General features: G+C 68.5%; 11 protein-coding genes. 7 read left to right on the forward strand and 4 right to left on the reverse strand.

All coding sequences use genetic code 11. From position 1 onward, the window contains the following. Positions 1-2: 2 nt before the first annotated feature. Positions 3-3,905, forward strand: coding sequence for a Pls/PosA family non-ribosomal peptide synthetase (locus A605_RS12555; RefSeq protein ID WP_015401882.1), 3,903 nt, complete (start codon positions 3-5; stop codon positions 3,903-3,905). 84 nt (positions 3,906-3,989) lie between these two features. Here the strand turns inward: A605_RS12555 and A605_RS12560 are convergent, their stop codons facing one another. The 4 genes from A605_RS12560 to groL form a co-directional block, all read right to left on the reverse strand. After that, entirely contained in the window at positions 3,990-4,853 is an 864-nt protein-coding gene (locus A605_RS12560) for an SGNH/GDSL hydrolase family protein (RefSeq protein ID WP_015401883.1), read from the reverse strand. 164 nt (positions 4,854-5,017) lie between these two features. Then, complete coding sequence (ppk2, locus tag A605_RS12565) at positions 5,018-5,917, reverse strand: polyphosphate kinase 2 (protein WP_015401884.1); 900 nt, start codon at positions 5,915-5,917, stop codon at positions 5,018-5,020. 374 nt (positions 5,918-6,291) lie between these two features. Continuing rightward, on the reverse strand, positions 6,292-6,600 hold the full coding sequence (locus tag A605_RS12570; RefSeq protein ID WP_015401885.1) for a PorH family porin: 309 nt from the start codon (positions 6,598-6,600) through the stop codon (positions 6,292-6,294). Positions 6,601-7,168: 568 nt separating this feature from the next. After that, the gene (gene groL, locus A605_RS12575; protein ID WP_015401886.1) at positions 7,169-8,815 is read right to left on the reverse strand and encodes a chaperonin GroEL; all 1,647 of its coding nucleotides are present in this window, start codon (positions 8,813-8,815) and stop codon (positions 7,169-7,171) included. Positions 8,816-9,032: 217 nt separating this feature from the next. Here groL and A605_RS12580 point away from each other — a divergent pair, with 217 nt between their 5' ends. The 6 genes from A605_RS12580 (at position 9,033) to A605_RS12605 (ending at position 17,332) form a co-directional block, all read left to right on the forward strand. Continuing rightward, complete coding sequence (locus A605_RS12580; RefSeq protein ID WP_015401887.1) at positions 9,033-10,397, forward strand: dipeptidase; 1,365 nt, start codon at positions 9,033-9,035, stop codon at positions 10,395-10,397. A 238-nt stretch (positions 10,398-10,635) separates the two neighbouring features. Continuing rightward, positions 10,636-11,193 carry a hypothetical protein gene (locus A605_RS12585; protein WP_015401888.1) on the forward strand — a complete coding sequence of 186 codons (558 nt, stop codon included), beginning with the start codon at positions 10,636-10,638 and terminating at the stop codon, positions 11,191-11,193. Positions 11,194-11,533: 340 nt separating this feature from the next. Then, positions 11,534-14,611 (forward strand): Na+/H+ antiporter subunit A, encoded by a 3,078-nt coding sequence (locus A605_RS12590; protein WP_081602138.1) that lies wholly within the window; start codon positions 11,534-11,536, stop codon positions 14,609-14,611. Further along, positions 14,612-15,103 (forward strand): Na(+)/H(+) antiporter subunit C, encoded by a 492-nt coding sequence (locus tag A605_RS12595; RefSeq protein ID WP_015401890.1) that lies wholly within the window; start codon positions 14,612-14,614, stop codon positions 15,101-15,103. Next, a complete protein-coding gene (locus tag A605_RS12600) occupies positions 15,096-16,823 on the forward strand; it encodes a Na+/H+ antiporter subunit D (RefSeq protein WP_015401891.1) in 1,728 nt (575 codons plus the stop codon). Before A605_RS12595 ends, A605_RS12600 begins: the two co-directional genes overlap by 8 nt. Then, positions 16,823-17,332, forward strand: coding sequence for a Na+/H+ antiporter subunit E (locus tag A605_RS12605; RefSeq protein ID WP_015401892.1), 510 nt, complete (start codon positions 16,823-16,825; stop codon positions 17,330-17,332). The genes A605_RS12600 and A605_RS12605 overlap by 1 nt, the downstream gene beginning before the upstream one ends.

The raw sequence follows: 17,332 nt of genomic DNA on the forward strand, positions 1-17,332 counted from the left end.
AATTGTCCCTCAGTTCCGTACCGCGTCAGTACCTGCGTGCCGCCGAGGCCCCTCCCAAACGCACCCTCTATGACGTCCTGACCGCCACCGCGTCCGCCCACCCCGACGCCGCCGCCATCGACGACGGCGAGATCCTCACCTACGCCGAGCTCATCGACGCCGTCCACGAGCTCGCGGACGAGCTGCACGCCAACGGCATCCGCCGCGGCGACCGCATCGGCGTCCGCATGACCAGTGGCACGCGTGGCCTCTACCTCGCGATCCTGGCCACCATCGCGGCCGGCGCGGCCTACGTCCCGGTCGACGCCGATGACCCGGACGAGCGTGCCGAGATGGTTTTCTCGGAGGCGCACATCAACGGCGTGTTCACCGACGAGGGTTTCCGCATGCTCTCCCCGCGCGCCGGCGGTGACACCCGCCGCCCCCGGCTCGACGACACCGCCTGGATCATCTTCACCTCCGGATCCACCGGCAAGCCCAAGGGCGTGGCGGTGAGCCACCGCTCGGCGGCCGCGTTCGTCGACGCCGAGGCCCAGCTGTTCCTGGTCGACTCCCCCGGCGGCCCGCTCGGCCCCGAGGACCGCGTCCTGGCCGGCCTGTCCGTCGCCTTCGACGCCTCCTGCGAGGAGATGTGGCTGGCCTGGGGCCACGGCGCCTGCCTGGTACCGGCCCCGCGCGCCCTGGTGCGCTCCGGCATGGACCTGGGCCCCTGGCTCATCCGCCGCGACATTACCGTGGTCTCCACCGTGCCGACGCTCGCCGGCCTGTGGCCGGCCGAGGCGCTGGACAACGTCCGCCTGCTCATCGTGGGCGGCGAGGCCTGCTCACAGGAGCTCGTCGAGCGCCTGGCCACCGAAGACCGCGAGATGTGGAACACCTACGGCCCCACCGAGGCCACCGTCGTGGCCTCGGCCGCCCAGCTGCACCCGGGCCGGCCGGTGGGCATCGGCCTGCCGTTGGCCGGCTGGGATCTGCTCGTCGTCGACGACAACGACCAGCCCGTCGGTCTCGGCGAGGTCGGTGAGCTCGTCATCGGCGGCGTGGGCCTGGCCCGCTACCTCGACCCGGAGAAGGACGCCGAGAAGTACGCCCCCATGCGCTCGGTCGGCTGGGCGCGGGCCTACCGCTCCGGCGACCACGTGCGCCTCGAGGAGGACGGGCTGTACTTCGTGGGCCGCGTCGACGACCAGGTCAAGATCGGCGGCCGGCGCATCGAGCTCGGCGAAGTCGAGGCCAATGTCGCGGCCCTGCCGAACGTGTACAACTCGGCCGTCGCCGTACAGAAGACCGGCGCCGACCAGTCCGTGCTCGTCGGCTACGTCTCCCTCGAGGACCCGGCGACCGGCTTCGACCACGGCGCCGCCCACGAGCGGCTCGCGGAGACCATGCCCGCCGCGCTCGTCCCGCGCATCTGCGTGATGGAGGAGCTGCCGATCCGCACCTCCGGCAAGGTGGACAAGAAGGCCCTGCCGTGGCCGCTGCCCGGCGTCGGCGTGGAGGCCACCGGCCTCACGCCGACCGAGGCGTGGTTGGCCGAGGCCTGGGTCGACGTGCTCGGCACCTCGGTGCAGGACGCCGACGCCGACTTCTTCAGCCTCGGCGGCACCTCCCTGGCCGCCGCCACCCTGGTCGGCCGCATCCGCGAGAAGGTGCCCACCGTCGCCGTGCGCGACCTCTACGACCACCCGCGGCTGGGCTCGCTCGCCGAGGCCGTGGAGAACATCGCCGCCACCTCCGGTGTGGCCCTCGGCGACGACGCCGAGCAGGCCGAACCGCGCGAGGTCACCCCGGTCGGCGTCGGCACGCGCCTGGCGCAGCTGCTCATCCAGCTGCCGGTCCAGACCCTGCAGGCCACCAGCTGGCTGGCCTGGCTGCTGCTGGTCGGCAACATCGCCGCGGAACTCGACCTGGGCTGGGCCGTGCACACCCCGTGGTGGCTGGTGGTCGTGCTCATCGTCGTCTTCGCCACCCCGCTCGGCCGCCTGCCCATCGGCGGCTTCGGCGCCCGCCTGATCACCGCCGGCATCACCCCCGGCACCTACCGCCGTGGTGGGGCCACCCACCTGCGGATCTGGGCCGCGGAACGCTGGTCGGATGCCTCCGGGGCACGCTCCATCGCCGGTGCCACCTGGGTCAACTACTACGCCCGCTCCCTGGGCGTGGCCATCCACCGCGGCGTCGACCTGCACTCGCTGCCACCGGTGACCGGCCTGCTGACCATCGGCAAGCACGCCTCCGTCGAACCGGAGGTGGACCTGTCGGGGTACTGGCTCGACGGCGACGTCCTGCGCGTCGGTGCCATCGAGATCGGTAAGAACGCGCGCGTCGGCATGCGCTCCACGCTGCTTCCCGGCACCGTCATCGGCGCCGATGCCCACGTGGAGGCCGGCTCCACCGTCACCGGCACGAAGACCATCAAGCCGGGCTCGCGCTGGTCGGGCTCCCCCGCGGAGAAGGTCGGCCGTTCCAAGCACCGCTTCCCCGACGAGTACCCGCCCCGGCGCTCGCGTTGGGTGCCCATCTATGGGCTGACCTCGATCCTGCTCAGTGTGCAGCCGCTCGTCGCGATCGGCCTGGGCGTGGCGCTGGTGATCTGGCTCGTGGAGCTGACCGGCGGGCACCCGCTCATCGGCGCGGTGCTGTTCGGCGCCTTCGGTGGCCTTCTCGCCTTCCTCGCCTACAGCGGGATGACCTGGCTGGGCGTGCGCCTGCTGTCCGTCGGTCTCACACCCGGCGTGGCGCCGGTGCGCTCCGTCCAGGGCTGGCGGCTGTGGACCATCGAGCGGCTCATGGACGACGCCCGCACCCACCTCTTCCCCATCTACGCCTCCCAGCTCACGCCCGTGTGGCTGCGCAGCCTGGGCGCGAGAATCGGCAGGGACGCGGAGGTCTCCACCGCCGTGATGATCCCGAAGCTCACCGACATCAGGGACGGCGCGTTCCTCGCCGACGACACCGCCATCGGCGGCTACGAGCTCGGCGGCGGCTGGATGCTCACCGGCGAGACCCGCGTGGGCAAACGCAGCTTCGTCGGCAACTCCGGCATCACCGGACCCGGCCGCAAACTGGCGAAGAACTCGCTGGTGGCGGTGCTGTCCTCCACCCCGAAGAAGGCGAAGGCCAACTCCAACTGGTGGGGATCCCCACCGGAGCGCATGCGGCGGGTCCAGGTCGAGGCCGCCGGCGGCGAGTCCCTGACCTACCGCCCGGGCACGGGCGTGAAGATCGCCCGCGGCTTCATCGAGACGATGCGCCTGCTCGCCCCGATGTTCTCCGCGATGCTGCTGGCCCTGGCCCTGGGGCTGATGCAGTACGTGCTGGTCACCTGGAACGTGTGGCTGGCGTGGCTGCTCTCGGGCGTGATCACCATGGCCGTCGGCGTGGTCGCCATGGCCGTGACGACCGTCGTGAAGTGGATGTGCGTGGGTAGACACCGCCCGGCCGACCACCCGCTGTGGTCGGAGTTCGTGTGGCTCAACGAGCTGCAGGACACCTTCGTCGAGGTCGTCGCCGGCCCCTGGTTCCTCATCCCGAACCTGGGCACCGGCTCGCTCAACAACGCCCTGCGCCTGCTGGGCGTGAAGATCGGCCGCGGCGCGTGGATCGAGTCCTACTGGTTCCCCGAGACCGACCTGTGCACGGTCGGCCGCGGTGCCACCGTCGGCCCCGGCACCGTCGTGCAGACCCACCTGTTCCAGGACCGCGTGATGAGCCTGGACCACGTCACTCTCGGCGCGGGTGCAACGCTGGCCTCCCACTCGGTGGCGCTGCCGGCGGCCACGCTCGGTGACGCCGCGACCGTCGGCCCCGGCTCGCTGGTGATGCGTGGCGACCGCGTGCCCGCCGACTCCCTGTGGCAGGGCAACCCGATCGAGCCCTGGGCGAGGAAGGACGGCGGCGCCTAGCGGCGCAGCGCGTGTCGCCCGGGAGCAGAGGACCCCGCCACCGGACAACCGGTGGCGGGGTGTTGTCGTCATTTCCGGCGCGGCTCAGAGCCGGGACATCACGATGTCCGCGACCGCCCGCTCCCCGAGCGCCGTGGGGTGGAACGGCATGCGCAGACCGTCACCGGCACCGGGGATGTCAAAGACCGACCGCACCCACTGGTTGCCCACCGGCGCGCAGGTGCCGGTGCCGGGACGGTCGGTGTCCACGTACTCATAGCCCAGGTGCTGGTGCGCGGCGGCAGTGGAGTTGACCGTGTCGATGAAGCGCTCGACGTTCAGCGGCACCGGAACCGGCAGGTGGGCGGAACCTCCGCTGAAGGTGGCCAGGCAGAGGTTGCCGTTGCCGTCGCCGATCTCCGGGTAGGAGACGAACATGATCCGCGCGTTCGGGGCGAGCTGGTTGATGCGGCCGATCACCGGCCCCATCCGCTCAACCCAGCGCTGCGGGGTGACGTGGTCGGCACCGTCGATGATGCCGAAGTCACGCCCCCGCGGGGTCGCCGGATTCCACCCCTCCGCCGCACCGGCGGTGATGGTCACCAGCCGGGTGGCCGGCCCGATCTCCCCGCGGGCGTGGGCGGCATTCATCTTCGAGACCAGGCTGGGACCGGCCCCGCCGCTCAGGGAATTGCCGTTGCAGGCCAGATTGACGTAGTCACCCCCGAAATAGTCCCGCCCGACCAGATCCGGGTAGGCGTCGTCCCGTTGCGAGCAGTAGCCGCGGAAGAAACCGTCGAGCTGCTCCGGGATGGCCGGGTTCGCGGGGAAGGAGTCCCCCATCGCGACGTAGGCCCGCCCCGCCTGCGCCTGCGCCGCCGGGGCGGTGAACAGGGCTGTCACCAACACCGCGACGGCCGCGATCACCGCCGCCATCCCCCGGGTGCCGGTACCGGTTCGCATGGACATCGTCTCTCCCATCCTTCGCCAACCTCGGATCCGCGTCACTTGCCACGGTATCTGTGGAGGCACCCTAACAGGACGGCACCGGTTTCGCGGTGGAACGGCCCGGAATCGACGAGGACCCGGGCGCGTGCCGCGCACCCGGGTCCGTGAAGGCTGATCAGAAGGTCCTAGTCGCCGATCTGATCGCGACCGCGCTGGACGATGAGCGGATCGGGCTGGCCGACAAGCTCGTGGTCCTTGTCGGTGTACTCGAACTTGCTGAGCACCACGCGTATGGCGTTGATGCGGGCGCGCTTCTTGTCATTCGACTTGATGGTGATCCACGGGGACTCGTCGGTGTCCGTGTAGCGGAACTGCTCCTCCTTGGCGCGGGTGTAGTCGTCCCACAGATCCAGGGAGGCCAGATCCATCGGCGAGAGCTTCCACTGGCGGACCGGGTCCACCTGCCGGATGGCGAAGCGGGTGCGCTGCTCCTTGCGGGTGACGGAGAACCACAGCTTGGTCAGCGAGATACCCGAACCCAGCAGCATGTTCTCCAGCATCGGGGTCTCCCGCAGGAACTCGGCGTGCTGCGACTCGGTGCAGAAGCCCATGACCCGCTCCACGCCGGATCGGTTGTACCAGGAGCGGTCGAAGAACACGATCTCGCCGGCCGCCGGGAAATGCGCGATGTAACGCTGGAAGTACCAGGAGGTGGACTCGCGCGGGGAGGGCTTCTCCAGGGCGACAGTGCGGGCGCCACGCGGGTTGAGATGCTCGTTGAACCGCTTGATGGTGCCGCCCTTGCCGGCGGCGTCACGCCCCTCGAAGAGGATGATGTGGCGCTGCCCGGTCTCCTTCGTCCAGTTCTGGAACTTCAGCAGCTCGATCTGAAGGGCGCGCTTGACCTTGTCGTATTCCTCACGCGTCATGCGCTCGTCATACGGGTAATTCTCCCGCCAGGTCTCGATCGCGGTGCCGTCCGGACGCAGCAGCACCGGATCGTCCTCATCGGTGTCGTCAACGACGTAGCCCTCGGTCTGGGCGAGGTCGATGACGGGCAATTCGTCGTCCTTGTGGTCAGCCATGCCCCTGATCCTAGTCATTCCCGGGGTCCCCGGCGCGCTGGACCTGCCTGCGACAGCCGCATCTCCGCAGAGCGCGAGCAGGAATGAAAGAGGGCGGAAACAACGAAAACTCCGACCCGGAGGTCGGAGCTTCGCGCCTTTACTGAGCGGGGCTCAGTTGAGGGGTGATGCGGCTTAGACGAGGCCGAGGCCGAGGCCGAGGCCGATCAGGTCAGAGATGGCGCCGGCCAGGTCGACCAGCGGGGACAGAACGCCGAAGATCTCGACGCCGAGGGAAGAAAGCTCAGCCATGGTGTGCTCCTTGTGAAAGAAAGATGGAAGGGAGGGATGCAGCGCCCGGGTCTTCATGAACCCGGGCGAAGCGGGGGGGTTACTTAGGCGTCACCCTCGGCGTCGTCACCGTCGCCGTTCTCAGCGCCGTTCTCCTCGGAGGAGCCCGGGAGGGAGGAGCCCTCGCCGGCGTCGTCGCCGTCAACGTCAGCGTCAGCCTCAGCGTTGGAGGAGCCCTCGAGGTAGGAGGACAGGTTGTTCAGGTTGCCCTCGGGGCCCTCAGCCACATCGCCGGTCTCCGGATCAAAGGCGTCGTAACCGAAGAGCTCACGGAGTGCGTCGAAGATGTCCTCGATGGCGCCACCGAAGGTGGAGAAGTTGTCGAGCTGCTCCTGAATGAAAGAAAGATCCATGGATATGTCTCCTTGAGAGGGACCAGCAGGAAGCTGGTGAAGTTTCCAGATTGCTGACACCCCTCAGGGCGTCACAAGAAGATATTTTGTCACAAATCGGTTACTCGTCAAGCGTGATACACAGGTTTAGTTACGGTTTCTGCGACCGAAACGTTATCCCCCTATTGTTAACCTTTCAGACCCCATCCCAGCGCAAACGGAGTGACCTGCAGGAATGGCATAATAAAAGTTAACGGAGGGTTAACGAAAACGATATGCCGTAACACCTCGCAGCTACCGCTCGATTTAGAGGCCCGCTAGCGCCGAAAAAATATTTCCCCCTCCCCCCATTCCGGGGGTAAGGCAACCCTAATTTTCGCTGGCACGACAACATAGGCGGCGGATACATTCCCTGCCGCAGCCGCAATTCACCGTCCTCAACCATACCGCAGCCCGCCCACCCCGCGCCCGGAAATGCGACGACGCCGCGGGGCCGCACGCCCCTTGAGAGCGTGGCCCCGCGGCGTCGCGAAGCAGGCGGCCCGCCAACAGCGCTCAGGGCGCTCTCAGGCTGGCCGGCACAACGGGCCTAGAAGCCCATGCCGCCCATGGCGTCGGCGTCCGGCATGCCGCCACCGGCACCGGCCGGCTGCGGCTTGTCGGCGACGACGGCCTCGGTGGTCAGGAACAGAGCCGCGATGGAGGCGGCGTTCTGCAGCGCCGAGCGGGTGACCTTGACCGGGTCATTGATGCCGGCGGCCATCAGGTCGACGTACTCGCCGGTGGCGGCGTTGAGGCCCTCACCGGCGGGCAGGCCGGCGACCTTGTCGGCGACGACGCCGGCCTCGAGGCCCGCGTTGGAGGCGATCTGCTTCAGCGGGGAGGACAGGGCCTCGCGGACGATCTTGACGCCCGTGGCCTCGTCGCCGTGCAGCTCCAGGTCGTTCTCCAGGACGCTGGCGGCCTGCAGCAGGGCCACGCCACCACCGGCGACGATACCCTCGTCGACAGCGGCCTTGGCGTTGCGCACGGCGTCCTCGATGCGGTGCTTGCGCTCCTTGAGCTCGACCTCGGTGGCGGCACCGACCTTGAGGACGGCGACACCGCCGGCCAGCTTGGCCAGGCGCTCCTGCAGCTTCTCGCGGTCGTAGTCGGAGTCGGAGTTGTCGATCTCGGCGCGGATCTGCTTGACCCGGCCCTCGATCTGCTCCTGGCTGCCGGCGCCCTGGACGATGGTGGTCTCATCCTTGGTGATGACGACCTTGCGGGCCTGGCCGAGCAGCGGCAGGTCAGCGGTCTCCAGGGACAGGCCGACCTCCTCGGAGATGACCTGGCCACCGGTGAGGATGGCCATGTCCTGCAGCTGGGCCTTGCGGCGGTCGCCGAAGCCCGGGGCCTTGACGGCAACGGACTTGAAGGTGCCGCGGATCTTGTTGACCACGAGGGTGGACAGGGCCTCGCCCTCGACGTCCTCGGCGATGATCAGCAGCGGCTTGTTGGACTGCATGACCTTCTCGAGCAGCGGCACGAGATCCTTGATGTTGGAGATCTTGGAGGAGACCAGGAGGATGTACGGATCCTCGAGGACGGCTTCCTGGCGCTCCATGTCGGTGGCGAAGTAGCCGGAGATGTAGCCCTTGTCGAAGCGCATACCCTCGGTGACCTCGAGCTCGACACCGAAGGTGTTGGACTCCTCGACGGTGATGACGGAGTCCTTGTTCACCTGGCCGTTGCCCACGGCGTACATGGCGCGGGCGATCTGCTTGCCGATCTCCGGATCGGCGGCGGAGATGCCGGCGGTCTGTGCGATCTGCTCCTCGGTCTCGACCTCCTTGGAGGCGGACAGGAGTGCCTCGGTGACCTTCTCCACGGCGGTCTCGATGCCGCGCTTGATGCCCATCGGGTTGGAGCCGGCGGCAACGTTGCGCAGACCCTCCTTGACCAGGGCCTGGGCGAGAACGGTGGCGGTGGTGGTGCCGTCGCCGGCGACGTCGTCGGTCTTCTTGGCGACCTCCTTGACCAGCTCGGCACCGATCTTCTCGTAGGGGTCCTCGAGCTCGATCTCACGGGCGATGGATACGCCGTCGTTGGTGATGACCGGGGCGCCCCAGCCGCGCTCGAGAACGACGTTGCGGCCCTTGGGGCCGAGGGTGACCTTGACGGCGTCGGCCAGGGTGTTCAGGCCGCGCTCGAGACCACGACGAGCTTCCTCGTCGAAGGCGATGATCTTTGCCATGTGTTTGTGCTCCTCGTTGTATATAGGACGACACTCACGTCTGCGCTCCAGGCAGGCGCCCGCGACGGCATGGTCGGTGAGTGTGAACCAACCTCACCCGCTGAAGACTTTCAGTTCATCTGGCACTCGGACTATTCAAGTGCCAGCCTCCGTTTTAGCAGTCGGACACCCCGAGTGCAAGGCATGCCGGGGGCGGCGGGCGGTAACGTGGACCCCCATGAGCAACCCAGTCAACACCGATGCCGTCCGCAGCCATGTGACCACCCAACGCGAGCGTATCTTCTCCGACCTCTCCGCGCTCGTGGCCTTCAACTCCGTGCACGCCCAGCCCGGCCTGGAGGACCAGACCGAGGGCGCCGCGGAGTGGGTGCGCCACGCGCTCACCGAGGCCGGCCTTGAGGTCGAGGCCATCGAGACCGTCGACGGCTCCACCGCCCTGATCGGGCGTCGTGAGGCGGCCGAGGGCATGCCCACCGTCCTCCTCTACTCCCACTACGACGTCGTGCCGGCGGGCAACCCCGCCGAGTGGATCTCCGATCCGTTCACCCTGACCGAGCGCGACGGCCGCTGGTACGGCCGCGGTGCCGCCGACTGCAAGGGCAACCTCGTCATGCACCTGGCCGCCCTGCGCGCCGTCGAGGCCGCCGGCGGCACCGGCCTGGGCCTGACCGTCGTGATCGAGGGCTCCGAGGAGCGCGGCGGCGAGGGTCTCGACGCTCTGCTGGCCGAGCGCCCCGAGCTGTTCGCGGCCGACGCGATCCTCATCGCCGACACCGGCAACGCGGCCGTCGGCACGCCGACCCTGACCACCACCCTGCGCGGCGGCGCGCAACTGACCGTCACCGTGGACACCCTGCGCAACCCCGTGCACTCCGGCATGTTCGGCGGTGCCGCCCCCGACGCCGTCGCCGCCCTGGTCCGCGCACTCGACTCGCTGCGGGACGAGCACGGCCGCACCGTCATCGACGGCGTCGACACCACCACCCGCTGGGACGGCGAGCCCTACGACGCCGAGACCTTCCGCGCCGACGCCGGTGTGCTCGACGGTGTGCGGCTGATGGGCGACACGGACGACGCCCCGGCCGACTTCGTCTGGGCGCGCCCGTCCGTGACGGTCACCGGCTTCACCTCGACCCCCGTCGACGAGGCCGTCAACGCCGTGCCCGCCACCGCCTCCGCCCGGCTCAACCTGCGCGTGGCCCCGGGCATGGACGCCGCCGACACCGCGGAGAAGCTCGCCTCGCACCTGCGCAACCACGTTCCCTGGGGCGCGCGCGTGGATGTCGGGATCGCCGACGTCAATGACCCGTTCCGCACCGATCTCTCCGGTCCGGCCCTGGCACACCTGCGTGGGTGCCTGGCCGCCGCCTACGGAGCGGAGGACACCGCGACCGTGGGCAGCGGCGGATCCATCCCGCTGACCCTGGCCCTGCAGAACGCCTACCCGGACGCGGAGATCGCCCTGTTCGGCGTCGAGGAGCCGCAGTCCACGATCCACTCCCCCAACGAGTCCGTCGACCCCACGGAGATCGAGAACATCGCCGTCGCCGAAGCCATGTTCCTGCTCGGGTACCGGGGGTAGTCACCGATCTGAGCTGGCGTGATCACCGGGAACACGCGCCGGCCTTGCCTCCTGCCACGGCACCGGTTATCGTCGTCAGTGTGACGTACAACATTGCTCTTCAGCGAGTAGCCGAGGCTACACACCCCAGTGCGGGATAGGGACTGACTCCCCGCACCTGGGGTAGTAGTCGTTATTCCCTCCCGCCGTTGAAGAGTCGGTCCATTTCCTTTCCCTCAAGATTCGAAGGACCGTCACCATGTTCCCGCAGACCTCTCCGCGCTCGACCGTCACCTACTTCACCTCCACCAGCACCCCCTCTCCGGAGCAGAACGCCCAGCCGCGCCTGTTCGCCGAGGATCCTTTCCGTGCCCGCTTCGGCGCCGACCACCGTCTCCCCCGGGGGCTGCGCGAGGAAGCCCGCGGCATGGAGTGGTCGCTGTTCGCCGCCACCTACGCCCCGATGCCCGAGCTGCGCATCTCCCGCCTGGAGTCCGCCCGCATGCGGGGTGGCGAGTACCGCTTCACTGCCGAGCTGACCCGGACCTCGAAGACCGCCCAGCCCCACGCCGAAACGCGCGAGATCACCGCCGCCGGCCCGGTTTCCGCGTGCACCCACCTGCTGGCCGACGCCGGCCGCCACGTCGAGATCCTCTCCTTCCACCAGTCCGAGCTCTACGAGGCCACGGTCACCTTCCTGCACGTCGGTCACCAGACCCACCACCGTCGGCGGGCCTGGGCGATGGGCTTCGGCGCCAGCCCGGAGGCGTCCGCCGCCGCGGCCCTGAGCTCCGGCGCGCAGCTCATCTACGGCTGAATTCCCTCCCCCGCGTTCCATGCCCCACCTGCGGCGGTGACCGTGTTGTCTGCACCGGCAACCGGGGCCGCGGGCGGCGTGAGAGACCCCTATATATACAGAATAGGGGAAACTGAAGTGCCAGCGACATGTCCGGCCCTGTAGACTTGGTGAGCGTTGGCCGCGCCGTGGACGACGCCGCCTTGTTCTTGAGTGTTTCTCAGTGACTCTCCCCTGTCCCCGTCGCCCGGCGGAGGATGAGTGATCAACTGCCGCTGGGGGCAGCACGCATGTTGGCGCCGACATCGCGGAGCGGTTGTGCTTTGTCCTGTCCGCCAATGCGAAGGGGAGATTCGGACACGTGCTGATACTTCTAGGTGCCCTCGCCGTCGCCGCCGTGGTTGCGCCCGTACTCATCAGAACCATGGGCCGCCCCGCGTTCGGTGTGTTGGCTCTGGTTCCCGCCGCCGGATTCCTCTGGGTGCTGTCGCTCTTCCTCGACGGCACCTTCCGGGACGATGGTGAGCTCAACACCAATATCGAATGGATGGCGGCCGCCCATCTGAATCTCGATTTCCGTCTCGATCCGTTGGCCGGGCTGTTCAGCCTGATCGTGCTGGGCGTGGGTGCCCTGGTGCTGCTGTACTGCTGGGGCTACTTCGACTCGAACCCCCGCCGGCTGTCGATCTTCGGCGCCGAGATGGTCGCCTTCGCCATGGCCATGTTCGGCCTGGTGACCTCCGACAACTTCCTCCTGATGTACGTCTTCTGGGAGATCACGTCGGTGCTGTCCTTCCTGCTGGTCGGCTACTACGGCGAACGCGCTTCCTCCCGGCGCGCGGCCGGACAGGCGCTCATGGTCACCGTCATGGGTGGTCTGGCCATGCTGGTCGGCATCATCCTGCTCGGCCGGCAGACCGGCGTCTGGCGGCTGTCGGAGATCGGCGAGTTCGCCGACTTCACCACCACCCCGCACATCACCGCCGCCATCGTGCTCATCCTGGCCGGCGCGCTGACCAAGTCCGCGATCGCTCCCTTCCACTTCTGGCTGCCCGGCGCGATGGCCGCGCCCACCCCGGTCTCGGCCTACCTGCACTCGGCGGCCATGGTGAAGGCAGGCATCTACCTGATCGCCCGCCTGGCCCCGGACTTCAACGTGGTGAACACCTGGCACCTGGTGGTCATCCCACTGGCCCTGCTCACGATGATCATGACCGGTTGGATGGCGCTGCGGCAGAAGGACCTCAAGCTCATCCTCGCCTACGGCACGGTCTCCCAGCTCGGCTTCATCGCCGCGGTGATGGCCATCGGCTCCCGCGAGGCGATGATGGCGGGCCTGGCGCTGACCTTCAGCCACTCCCTGTTCAAGGCGACCCTGTTCATGATCGTCGGCGCCATCGACCACACCGCCGGCACCCGTGACATCCGTAAGCTCTCCGGTCTGGGGCGGCGCCAGCCGCTGCTGACCGTGCTGGCGGTGCTCTCCGCGGCGTCGATGGCCGGCGTTCCCCCGCTGTTCGGCTTCATCGCCAAGGAGTCCTCGCTCGAGAGCGTCCTGCACGAACCGCTGCTCGTGGGCATGCCCCGCAACCTGATGATGGTGGGCCTGGTGGTCGGCTCCGTGCTGACCATGGCCTACGCCCTGTACTTCCTGTACGGTGCCTTCGCCGTCAAGCCGCTCGACCACCCCAGCGGCGGCGGCACTTCCGAGGCCGTGGAGCAGATGCACCCGATCCGGCTGAAGCTGTGGGCGGCCCCGTTCGTCCTCACCGTGCTGACCGTCCTGCTCGGCCTGTGGCCGGCCCCGCTGGACGCGGCCATCGGCTTCCACCTCGACGCCATCGCCCCGCTGGCGCCGGGCGAGGAGGCCGGCCACCTGGCCCTGTGGCACGGCTTCACCCTGCCGCTGCTGCTGACGGTGATCATTATCCTCGGCGGTGTGATCATGCACTGGCGCCGCGATCTGGTGGCGAAGGCCCAGCTCGAGGAGCCGGCGCTCGGCAGCGCGGACTCGGCCTACGACGCCATCCTGGACTTCTTCCGCCGGCTCTCGCTGCGGCTGACCGCCTCCACCCAGCGTGGCTCCCTGACCGGCAACCTGGCGATCATCTTCGGCGTGCTGATCACGCTGCCGATCATCGTCGTCGTGCTCGGCGAGCGCACCGACGTCCGTCTGATGCTGTGGGACACCCCGTGGCAGGCGCTGGCCTCGGTAGTCATCATCATCGTGGCGATCGCCGCCACCCAGATGGACAACCGTCTCTCCGCGGTCATCATGGTCGGCATCACCGGCTACAGCCTGGCGTTCATCTTCGCCCTGCACGGGGCACCCGACCTGGCGCTGACCCAGACCCTGGTGGAGACGGTCCTGATGGTCGTGTTCATGCTGGTGCTGCGCAAGCTGCCGACCTCCACCGAGTGGAAACAGTCGCCGAAGGCCAAGCGGCTGCGCGCCTGGCTCTCGATCGCGGTCGGCCTGTCGGTGACGATCATCGTCATGTTCGCCATCAACGCGCGTACCGCGGAGCCGATCTCGCGGTTCATGCCGGATCTGGCCTACGAGATCGGGCACGGTTCGAACGCCGTGAACGTCCTGCTGGTCGACCTGCGCGCCTGGGACACCTTCGGGGAGATCTCGGTACTGGTCATCGCCGCCACCGGCGTGGCCTCCCTGATCTACCGCACCCGCTCCTTCTCCCGCGAGTCGCGCCGCCCCACCCTGCGGGTGACCGGCCGGCGCTGGCTGGCCGCGGGCGTCGAGACGGAGAAGCAGCAGAACCGCTCGCTGATGGTGGACGTGGCCACCCGCGTCCTCTTCCCGTCGATGATGGTGGTCTCGATCTACTTCTTCTTCGCGGGCCACAATGCCCCGGGCGGCGGCTTCGCCGGCGGTCTGGTCGCCGCGCTCGCCTTCACCCTGCGCTACATCGCCGGTGGCCGCGCCGAGCTCGAGGAGGCCCTGCCCATCGACGCCGGCCGCATCCTCGGCACCGGTCTGCTGCTGTCGGCCGCCGCCGCATTCTGGCCGATGTTCCTGGGCCGCCCGCCGCTGAGCTCCGACTACTGGGAGTTCACGCTGCCGCTGGTGGGCACGGTCACCGTGCCCAGTGCCCTGCTCTTCGACGCCGGCGTCTACCTCATCGTCGTCGGTCTGATCATGCACATCCTCACCTCCCTGGGCGGTCAGCTCGACCTGGAGGAGGAGATGCGCAAGCAGCGCGCCCGCGACCGCGCCCGTTCCATGGCCCGTGCCGCGGAACGCCGCCAGAAGGTCAGGGTCGCCCCGGGCGGCGCCTCCGGCGGCCCCCAGCCGGGGGTAGACGGGGCCGCCTCCCCGGGTGGCCAGCCGGCCGGCGGGGAGATACCGGACGCGCCGGACGCGGATCCGAAACCGGAACCGGGCCCCACCGACATCACCCGTGAAGGAGATGAGAAGTAGATGGTCGCCAATCTGTTCCTGCTGCTGGCCGCCGGCACCCTCGTCTCCGCGGGCGTGTACCTGGTGCTCGACCGCGCCATGACGAAGATGATGCTGGGCCTGATGCTCATCGGCAACGGCGCGAACCTGTTCATCCTCCAGGCCGGCGGTTCCGCCGGCTCCCCGCCGATCATGCACCGCGACAGCGAGGTCTACGACGAGACAATCGCCGATCCCCTGGCGCAGGCGATGATCCTCACCGCCATCGTCATCTCGATGGCGATGACCGCATTCATCCTCACCCTGGCCTACCGCCAGTACCGCTACCGCACCGCGGACGTCATCGAGGACGACACCGAGGACGCGGCGATCGCGGCCCGTCCGGTCGCCGCCTCGGCGGCCCCGGACCACGACGCCTCCGACGATCCGGAGACCGGACGCATGACCAGCGAAGGCGACGCCTTCGGTCCGAAGTCCTTCGAGGCTCCGGTGAAGGGAGAAGAGGATGACTGAGACCCTGAGACCCTTCGTCGAGGCACTGCTGCCCTACATGCCGTACCTCATCCCCCTGCCGGTGGCGCTCCCGGCGCTGGCGGCAGCGCTCGCTCTGCTGGCCGGCCGCCACCCGCACGTCCAGCGCACCATCGCGCTGGGCACGCTGCTGGGAATGATCGCGCTCGCCGCGTCGATGGTCATCGTCGTCGACCTGGAGGGCATCCAGACCGTGCAGATCGGCGGCTGGGACGCGCCCATCGGCATCACGCTGGTGGCCGACCGGCTGTCCACCGTGATGCTGACGGTCTCGGCCGTCGTCCTGTTCTGCGTCATGTGGTACGCCATCAGCCAGGGTGTGCGCGACGGCGGCAAGGATGAGCCGGTGGCGGTGTTCCTGCCGACCTACATGCTGCTGAGCATGGGCGTGAACCTGTCCTTCCTCTCCGGTGACCTGTTCAACCTCTACGTGGGCTTCGAGGTCTTCCTCGTCGCGTCCTACGTGCTGCTCACGCTGGGCGCCTCACCGGCGCGGGTGCGGGCGGGCGTCGGATACGTCATGGTCAACATGATCTCGTCCATGATCTTCCTGTTCGCCCTCGCGATGGTCTACGCCTCCGTGGGCACGGTCAACATGGCCCAGATCGGCCTGCGCATGGATGAGGTGCCCTCCGGCACCCGGGCGGCGATCTTCGCCACCCTGCTCATCGCCTTCGGCCTCAAGGCCGCGGTCTTCCCACTGGACGCCTGGCTTCCCGACTCCTACCCCACCGCCCCATCGCTGGTCACCGCGGTGTTCGCGGGCCTGCTGACCAAGGTGGGCGTGTACTCGATCATCCGCATGCGCTCGGTGGTGTTCACCGACGGCGCACTCGACGGCCTGCTGATGTGGGTGGGGCTGGCGACGATGATCGTGGGCATCCTCGGTGCGATGGCCCAGAACGACATGAAACGACTCCTGTCGTTCACCCTGGTCAGTCACATCGGCTACATGATCTTCGGCATCGCGCTGGGCACCGCCCAGGGACTGTCGGGCGCGATCTTCTACGCCGTGCACCACATCCTCGTCCAGACCGCGTTGTTCCTCGTCGTCGGCCTCATCGAGCGCCAGGCGGGCACGTCCTCGCTGCGGCGGCTGGGCTCACTGCTCTACACCGCCCCGGTCATCGCCCTGCTGTACTTCATCCCGGCGATCAATCTGGGCGGCATCCCGCCGTTCTCCGGCTTCCTGGGCAAGATCATCCTGCTCGAGGCAGGCGCCAACGTCGGCGGCTGGGTGGTCTGGGTACTCATCGCCGGCACCGTGATCACCTCGCTACTCACGCTCTACGTGATGGTGATCGTGTGGTCCAAGGGCTTCTGGCGCGACCGCAAGGACGCCCCCGAGGGCAGTATCGCCATCGCCCGCCCGGCCCCGTTGGCCGACGTCACCGACGAGGTCGACTTCCGCGACCGGGACGATCCGGGCCGCATTCCGGGGGGCATGATCGGCTCCACCGCCACCCTGATCGCCGCTTCCCTGGCGGTGACCGTGCTGGCGGGCCCGATCCTGAGCGTCACCGACCGGGCGGCGGAGTCCGCCCAGGACACCGGCAACTACCGCACGGCCGTCCTCGGGGAGAACTGGGACAACCCGTCGCGTTCCCTGGACCAGCAGCGTCTGGACGACCGGTCCGACGTCCTGGACAACCGCAATCACGAGCTTCCGCAACCGGCGCCAGCCATCGAGGAGGAGAGCTGATGTTCGAGGGACTCCGCCGCAGATTCCGACCCTGGTTCGTCATCTGGATCATCATCATGTGGTGCCTGCTCATGGGCGAGGTCACCTGGGCCAATGCCGCCGGCGGCCTACTCGTCGGCCTGTTCGTCGTCCTGGCGCTGCCCCTGCCCGCCATGCCGATCGCCGGCATGCGGGTCAGCTGGCTGGGATTGATCCGCTACCTGTTCATCTGGAGCGGGGAACTCATGGTCGCCTCCTTCAAGGTCGCCTGGCTGGCCCTGCGGCCGGCCGCCCCGCCGAGGACCGCGATCCTGCAGGTGCCGATGCGGGTGTCGAATGACCTCGTGCTGACCCTGGCCACAACCTTCTACAACCTGCAGCCCGGCGGCTCCGTCTCGGACATCGACATCGCCAACCGTATGTGGACCATCCACGTGCTCGACGCCGAGACGGACGAGGACATCGCCCGGGAGATCGAGAACGTCGCGGCGCTCGAGCGCCGCATGATCACCATTTTCGAGAAAGGCTAG

It is taken from the genome of Corynebacterium halotolerans YIM 70093 = DSM 44683, assembly GCF_000341345.1.
Lineage (GTDB): Bacteria > Actinomycetota > Actinomycetes > Mycobacteriales > Mycobacteriaceae > Corynebacterium > Corynebacterium halotolerans.

What these genes read in the sequence shown, in the direction of transcription:
- A605_RS12605 (WP_015401892.1), top strand. Translation starts at nt 16,823, where the DNA reads ATGTTCGAGGGACTCCGCCGCAGATTCCGACCCTGGTTCGTCATCTGG.
- groL (WP_015401886.1), bottom strand. Translation starts at nt 8,815, where the DNA reads ATGGCAAAGATCATCGCCTTCGACGAGGAAGCTCGTCGTGGTCTCGAG.
- A605_RS12595 (WP_015401890.1), top strand. Translation starts at nt 14,612, where the DNA reads ATGGTCGCCAATCTGTTCCTGCTGCTGGCCGCCGGCACCCTCGTCTCC.
- A605_RS12580 (WP_015401887.1), top strand. Translation starts at nt 9,033, where the DNA reads ATGAGCAACCCAGTCAACACCGATGCCGTCCGCAGCCATGTGACCACC.
- A605_RS12560 (WP_015401883.1), bottom strand. Translation starts at nt 4,853, where the DNA reads ATGTCCATGCGAACCGGTACCGGCACCCGGGGGATGGCGGCGGTGATC.
- ppk2 (WP_015401884.1), bottom strand. Translation starts at nt 5,917, where the DNA reads ATGGCTGACCACAAGGACGACGAATTGCCCGTCATCGACCTCGCCCAG.
- A605_RS12585 (WP_015401888.1), top strand. Translation starts at nt 10,636, where the DNA reads ATGTTCCCGCAGACCTCTCCGCGCTCGACCGTCACCTACTTCACCTCC.
- A605_RS12600 (WP_015401891.1), top strand. Translation starts at nt 15,096, where the DNA reads ATGACTGAGACCCTGAGACCCTTCGTCGAGGCACTGCTGCCCTACATG.
- A605_RS12570 (WP_015401885.1), bottom strand. Translation starts at nt 6,600, where the DNA reads ATGGATCTTTCTTTCATTCAGGAGCAGCTCGACAACTTCTCCACCTTC.